General features: G+C 69.3%; 1 protein-coding gene. It reads left to right on the top strand.

Annotated elements, in window-relative coordinates:
* On the top strand, window positions 1-933 hold a 933-nt coding region (locus Sru01_RS35095), incomplete at both ends, for an extracellular catalytic domain type 1 short-chain-length polyhydroxyalkanoate depolymerase (RefSeq protein WP_239138082.1).

Below are 933 nucleotides of genomic sequence, written 5' to 3'. Positions count from 1 at the left end.
GCGTGAGAAGAAGGCTCATCGCCCTGCTGGCGGCGGTCGTGCTGCCGCTGGTGGCGGCATCTGTCGCGCTGCTGGCCGCCCGGCCCGCCGCGGCCGCCACCCTGACCCGGGTCACCGGGTTCGGCAACAACCCCACCAACCTCAACATGTACTGGTACGTCCCCAACAACGTCGCCGCCCGCCCCGCCCTGCTGGTCCTGGTCCACTACTGCAGCGGCTCGGCCTCCGGCATCGTCAACGGCAACGGCGTCGACTACCGCAACGCCGCCGACCGCTACGGCTACATCATCGTCGCCCCCGAAGCCACCCGCGACGGCCACTGCTTCGACGTCTCCACCCCCGCCGCCCTGCGCCGCGACGGCGGCAGCGACTCCACCGGCATCATGTCCATGGTCAACTACACCCGCCAGCGCTACAACATCGACCCCAGCCGCATCGTGGTCGCCGGCTTCTCCTCCGGCGCCATGATGACCAACGTCCTGGCCGCCCAATACCCCGACGTCTTCACCGCCGCCTCCGCCTACTCCGGCGTCCCGGCCGGCTGCTTCGCCACCACCAACGGCTCACTATGGAACAGCCAATGCTCCGGCGGCCAGCTCATCAAGACCGCCCAGCAATGGGGCGACCAGGCCCGCGCCATGTACCCCGGCTACACCGGCCGCTACCCCCGCATCCAACTCTGGCACGGCACCACCGACACCACCCTCGCCTACCCCAACTACGGCGAGGAGATCAAACAGTGGACCAACCTGCACGGCCTGACCACCACCCCCGCCTTCACCGACCACCCCCAGTCCTCCTGGACCCGCACCCGCTACGGCACCACCACCACCCAGGCCACCATCGAAGGCATCAGCATCTCCGGCGTCGGCCACCAACTCCCCATGACCGGCCAGCTCGCCTACTCCATCGCCTTCCTCGGCCTGGACGGCA

Source organism: Sphaerisporangium rufum (genome assembly GCF_016863395.1).
Classification (GTDB): domain Bacteria; phylum Actinomycetota; class Actinomycetes; order Streptosporangiales; family Streptosporangiaceae; genus Sphaerisporangium; species Sphaerisporangium rufum.
Note: the sequence above shows the minus strand (reverse complement) of the source record. Positions and strands in the feature narration are given on the sequence as shown.